3 protein-coding genes and 1 pseudogene are annotated in these 5,251 nt (G+C 72.4%); 2 read left to right on the top strand and 2 right to left on the bottom strand.

All coding sequences use genetic code 11. The features are described from left to right. Positions 1-349: 349 nt before the first annotated feature. Positions 350-2,086: a carbohydrate-binding module family 20 domain-containing protein gene (locus ABT048_RS41455; protein ID WP_350526832.1), complete on the top strand. Its 1,737-nt coding sequence runs from the start codon at positions 350-352 to the stop codon at positions 2,084-2,086. A gap of 119 nt (positions 2,087-2,205) precedes the next feature. On the opposite strand, the gene ABT048_RS41450 is transcribed toward ABT048_RS41455, so the two are convergent. Then, on the bottom strand, positions 2,206-2,949 hold the full coding sequence (locus tag ABT048_RS41450) for an SDR family oxidoreductase (RefSeq protein WP_350526831.1): 744 nt from the start codon (positions 2,947-2,949) through the stop codon (positions 2,206-2,208). A gap of 427 nt (positions 2,950-3,376) precedes the next feature. On the opposite strand from ABT048_RS41450, the gene ABT048_RS41445 reads away from it, so the two are divergent. Then, entirely contained in the window at positions 3,377-4,429 is a 1,053-nt protein-coding gene (locus tag ABT048_RS41445; protein WP_350526830.1) for an alpha/beta hydrolase, read from the top strand. A 75-nt stretch (positions 4,430-4,504) separates the two neighbouring features. On the opposite strand, the pseudogene ABT048_RS41440 reads toward ABT048_RS41445, so the two are convergent. Beyond that, positions 4,505-5,251 (bottom strand): annotated as a pseudogene (locus ABT048_RS41440) (hypothetical protein); the annotation flags it as partial.

Below are 5,251 nucleotides of genomic sequence, written 5' to 3'. Positions count from 1 at the left end.
CTACGCGGGCCAGACGGTCACCGTGAAGTTCAACGGCGTCGAGGACTCCTCGCTGCAGACGAGCTTCGTGATCGACGACACCTCCGTCCAGACCGGCTGAACCCGGACCGGCTCCTGACGGGCCGGTGAACCAGGACAGGTGAGGGGCCCGGCGGCTACGGCTGCCGGGCCCTTGTCGTGCCCGAACCAGCCCGAACCGTCCGCGGCCTGCAGAAACGTTACTGTCCTACGTCTTGACGGTGTCTCCCGGTCATCCTAGGTTCAGCGCTGCAAGTTTCCGGCAAGTTACAGAAACTTCCTGCAGGCTTCACCTCCGGCTGTCCCACCCCAGCCACCCCCAGGAGACGACGTGGTCACCACCGCCCCCACCCGCAGACCCGCCCGCGCAGCCGTCGCGCTCGCCGCCTCGGCCGCACTCGCGCTCTCGCTGGGCACCGCGCTCGGCGCGCCCGCCGCCCAGGCCTCCCCGCCCGCGAACAACGGCAAGGACGTCACCGCCACCCTCTTCGAGTGGCGCTTCGACTCGGTCGCCCAGGCCTGCACCTCGACGCTCGGCCCGAAGGGCTACGGCTTCGTCGAGGTCTCCCCGCCGCAGGAGCACATCCAGGGCCCGCAGTGGTGGACCTCCTACCAGCCGGTCAGCTACAAGATCGCCGGCCGGCTCGGCGACCGCACCTCCTTCAAGAACATGGTCGACACCTGCCACGCGGCCGGGGTCAAGGTGATCGCCGACGCGGTGGTCAACCACATGTCGGCCGGCTCCGGCACCGGCACCGGCGGCACCGCGTACACCAAGTACACCTACCCCGGCACCTACCAGGACCAGGACTTCCACTCCTGCCGCCAGGCGATCAGCAACTACCAGGACCGCTCCAACGTCCAGAACTGCGAGCTGGTGAACCTCGCGGACCTGGACACCGGCAGCTCCTACGTCCAGACCACCATCGCGCACTACCTGGACGACCTCGGCTCGCTCGGCGTGGACGGCTACCGGATCGACGCCGCCAAGCACATCGCCGCCGGCGACCTCGCCGCGATCAAGGCCAAGACGGCCAACCCCGGCGCCTACTGGGTCCAGGAGGTCATCTACGGCGCGGGCGAGCCGATCCAGCCGACCGAGTACACCGGCAACGGCGACGTGGACGAGTTCCGGGTCGGCACCGACCTCAAGCGCATCTTCACCACCGACAAGCTCGCCAACCTCAGCGGCTGGGGCGCCTCCTGGGGCTACCTGCCGAGCAACCAGGCGCGCAGCTTCCTCGACAACTGGGACACCGAGCGCAACGGCTCGACCCTCAACTACACCTACGGCAACACCTACACGCTGGCCAACGTCTTCCTGCTGGCCTCGACCTACGGCTCGCCCAACATCTACTCCGGCTACGCCTTCACCAACAAGGACGACGGCCCGCCGAACGGCGGCACCGTCAACGCCTGCTACCAGGACGGCTGGAACTGCACCCACGCCTGGCGGCAGGTCGCCAACATGGTCGGTTTCCGCAACGCCGTGGCGGGCACCGGGGTGACCGACTGGTGGTCCAACGGCAACAACGCGATCGCCTTCGGCCGCGGCAACAAGGGCTACGTCGCGATCAACCACGAGAGCGGCGCGATCACCCAGACCTTCCAGACCGGGCTGCCGGCCGGCACCTACTGCGACGTCCAGCACGGCGACCCGCAGCCGGGCGGCGGCTGCACCGGCCCGACCTACCAGGTCGGCGCCAACGGGCAGTTCACCGCGACGGTCGGCGCGGGCGACGCGGTCGCACTGTACGTCCAGCCGGGCGCGACCGCTTCCGGCGCCTCGTTCAACGTCAACGCGACCACCGCGTACGGGCAGAACGTCTACGTGGTCGGCGACGCCGCGGCGCTCGGCGGCTGGGACCCGGCGAAGGCGCTGCCGCTCTCGTCCGCTGGCTACCCGGTCTGGTCGCTCGCGCTCTCGCTGCCGGCCGGCACCTCCGTCCAGTACAAGTACGTCCGCAAGGACGCGAACGGTGCGGTGACCTGGGAGTCCGGCGCCAACCGGACGGCGACCGTGCCCGCCGGCGGGACCGTCACGCTGAACGACACCTGGCGGCCGTAGGACCGCCCCGCCCCTCCTCGGGAACCCCGTCGGCGCCGTCCGACGGGGTTCCCGCCGTATGGGGGAGCCGCAGCCGGGGGAGCGGGGGTGTGGCCGGGGCCGGGGCTCCGGCGCAGGTCTCAGCCGCGCCCGATGTACGGCATCGCGGTCGCCATCACCGTGGCGAACTGCACATTGGCTTCCAGCGGCAGCGCGGCCATGTGCCGTACGGTCCGTGCGACGTCGGCCACGTCCATGGTCGGCTCGGGGGCGATCCGGCCGTCGGCCTGCCGGACACCCGCGCTCATCGCCGCCGTCATGTCGGTCGCCGCGTTGCCGATGTCGATCTGCCCGCAGGCGATCCGGTGGGGGCGGCCGTCCAGGGACAGCGACTTGGTCAGGCCGGTGACCGCGTGCTTGGTCGCGGTGTAGGCGATCGAGTGCGGGCGCGGGACGTGCGCCGAGATCGAGCCGTTGTTGATGATCCGGCCGCCCAGCGGATCCTGGGCCTTCATCTGCCGGAACGCCGCCCGGGCGCAGAGGAAGGCGCCGGTCAGGTTGAGGTCGACCACCGCCCGCCAGGCCTCGACCTCCAGCTCCTCCACCGGGACGGCCGGGCCGAAGCTGCCGGCGTTGTTGAACAGCAGGTCCACCCGGCCGTGCCGCTCGGCGGTCGTGGCGAACAGCGCGTCCACGGCGGCCGGGTCGGTGACGTCGGTCGGCACCACGTCGGCCGGGGCGCCGCAGAGCCGGGCGGTTCCGTGCAGCGGCTCGGCCCGCCGGCCGGCCAGCACCGGCAGCCAGCCGGCCGCGGCCAGCTCCACCGCCACGGCCCGTCCGACGCCGCTCCCGGCTCCGGTGACGACGGCGATCTGCTGGGGCATGGCGCTCTCCTCGGTGGCGGTGGGGCGGTGTGGCGGTGGTGGCGGTGTTCCGGCCGGTCCCGGTCGGTCCCCCGGAGCGATCGTTGCGGCTGCCCCGGGTGGCTGTCACTGGTCGAAAGCGCCCAAAAACCGGCGCCAGGACCGGTTGGCGATCGGTGAATCCCGTCGTCCGGCCCCCGTCGTCCGACGGGGGTGGTGAAGGGTTTTACCTGATCGCGAACAAACATTGGATTTCCGGTGGCCGACGCGCAACCGGGCCGCCCCGGGCCACGTCATAAGATCGCAGGAAGACGCGCCCCCGCGAGGGACGGCGCGCCATCACCCGGGGGCCGTACCAGCATGGTGTTCCCGGGTCTGTCCGGCCCCACCGGGGGGCCGCCGCCCGGTCAGACGGACCGGGCGCGACATCGGTCGGAGAGTCCTCACCGTGCTTAGGCAGTCGTCCCGTTCCCGTGCCGTCCTGTCCGGCGCCGCCGTGCTCGCCCTGGCCGCCTCGCTCGCGGCCTGCGGGAGTTCCGGTGGTGGGAAGGGCGACAGCGCCAAGTCGGACGGCACCCCGGCCGCGACCGGCAGCGCCGCGGGCACCCCGACCGGGGGCGGCACCGGCTCGGGCACCTCGGCGCCCGCGGTCGGCAACGGCAAGGTGCTGATGCCGACCGGCCCGAACGCCAGCCTCGCCAAGTCCCGGGACACCGCCGCCGGACCGATCTTCCTGACCACCGTGACCGGCGCGAAGTCCGGTGTCTCCGGCAAGGTCTGGGTCTGGCTGCCGCCCGAGTACAACGACCCCAAGTTCGCCAAGACCGGCTTCCCGGTGCTGACCCTCTTCGCGGGCGGCCAGAGCAACGGCTACAACACCTGGACCGACAACCAGCTGCCGATCCAGGAGGAGAACGAGCGGCTGGTCAAGGCCGGCAAGTCCCACCCGTTCATCATGATCATGCCGGTGCAGAACTTCAACGGCGACGAGAAGAACGCGCTGGACTGCTCCGACATCCCGGGCCAGCCCAAGATGGGCACCTGGATGGCCCAGGACATCCCGGACTTCGTCCGCGCCAACTTCCGCACCGTGCAGGGCCGCGACGGCTGGGGCGTGATGGGCGCCTCCACCGGCGGCTTCTGCAGCGCCAAGCTCGCCCTGCAGCACCCGGACGTCTACAAGGCCGCGGTGCCGATCGACGGCTACTTCATCCCGGACTCGCTCCTGTGGAAGGGCCACGACGCCGAGCGCGCGGCCAACAACCCCGACGTGCTGGTCGCCGAGGGCAAGGCCGACGTGAAGATGCTGGTCACCGCGGGCGGCGCCAACCCGTACGAGACCAAGGTGGTCAAGTCCTGGGTGGCCAAGGCCGCCCCGCCGGTGGGCATCGACTACTACGAGCAGCCCGGGGGCAAGCACCTCACCTCGGACTTCAAGAAGATGATCCCGGACACCCTGGAGTGGCTGACCAAGAACCTGGCGGGGCCGGCGGCCGACTGACGCCGCTCCGTCACCCACCACGGTTGCCGGGCCCCGGTGTCCCCGGTGTCCCCGGTGTCCGGCGGCCGTGGGCGGTCAGCGTGCCGTCGGCGTCCGGGAGGGCTTGGACGCCGCCGAGGGCGAGGGGGGCCGCGGACTCGTGGACGGCCCGGGGGGCTTGGACCCGAGGGCAGGGTCCGCCCAGCCGTCCCGGACCGCTTCCAGGAACCCCGGCGCCTCGGCCAGTTGCATCAGCTCCAGCAGCGGCACCGTCACGTCCTCGGGCTGCGACCGCGCTTCGGCCCGGGCGAACAGCAGGACGTACACCAGGCCGCTCGTCGTCACGACCCGGACCTCGGCCTCCTGTCCGCGCGGGACGACCGTCAGCGGGTGCAGCAGCCAGACCACCGAGCCGTCCGCCAGCTTCGTGCCGAGGCAGTCCCGGCCCTCCGGGCTCATCGGACCCCAGGCGGTGGTGCGGGACTCGCACGGCGAGCTGGTGCCGCCGCGCTGTTGGGCGGGCCCGTCCAGGCTCCGGCTCATCGTGACCGTGCCGCCGTCCTTCCTGGTCAGCACGAAGGCGTCCGCCGTGGCGCCCCCGGCGACCCCGCCGATGTCCTCGGGCGGGTGGTCGCGCAGCAGGGCGAGCAGGCGCGCGCTGCCGACCGCGGACGCGCCCGGCGAGGCCGTGCCGCCGGTGGCCGTGACCGCCGAGGCGGTGCCCGGCGCGGCCGCGGTGTCCTGGACGGTTCCCGGTGCGGCCGTGCCGTCCGTCCCGGCGGCCGCCGGGGGCTGTGCGTCGGGCCGGCCCGCCGCCCGCGCCCGCGGGACCGGCCCCCCGCC

The organism is Kitasatospora sp. NPDC096140, assembly GCF_040303045.1.
Classification (GTDB): domain Bacteria; phylum Actinomycetota; class Actinomycetes; order Streptomycetales; family Streptomycetaceae; genus Kitasatospora.
Note: the sequence above shows the minus strand (reverse complement) of the source record. Positions and strands in the feature narration are given on the sequence as shown.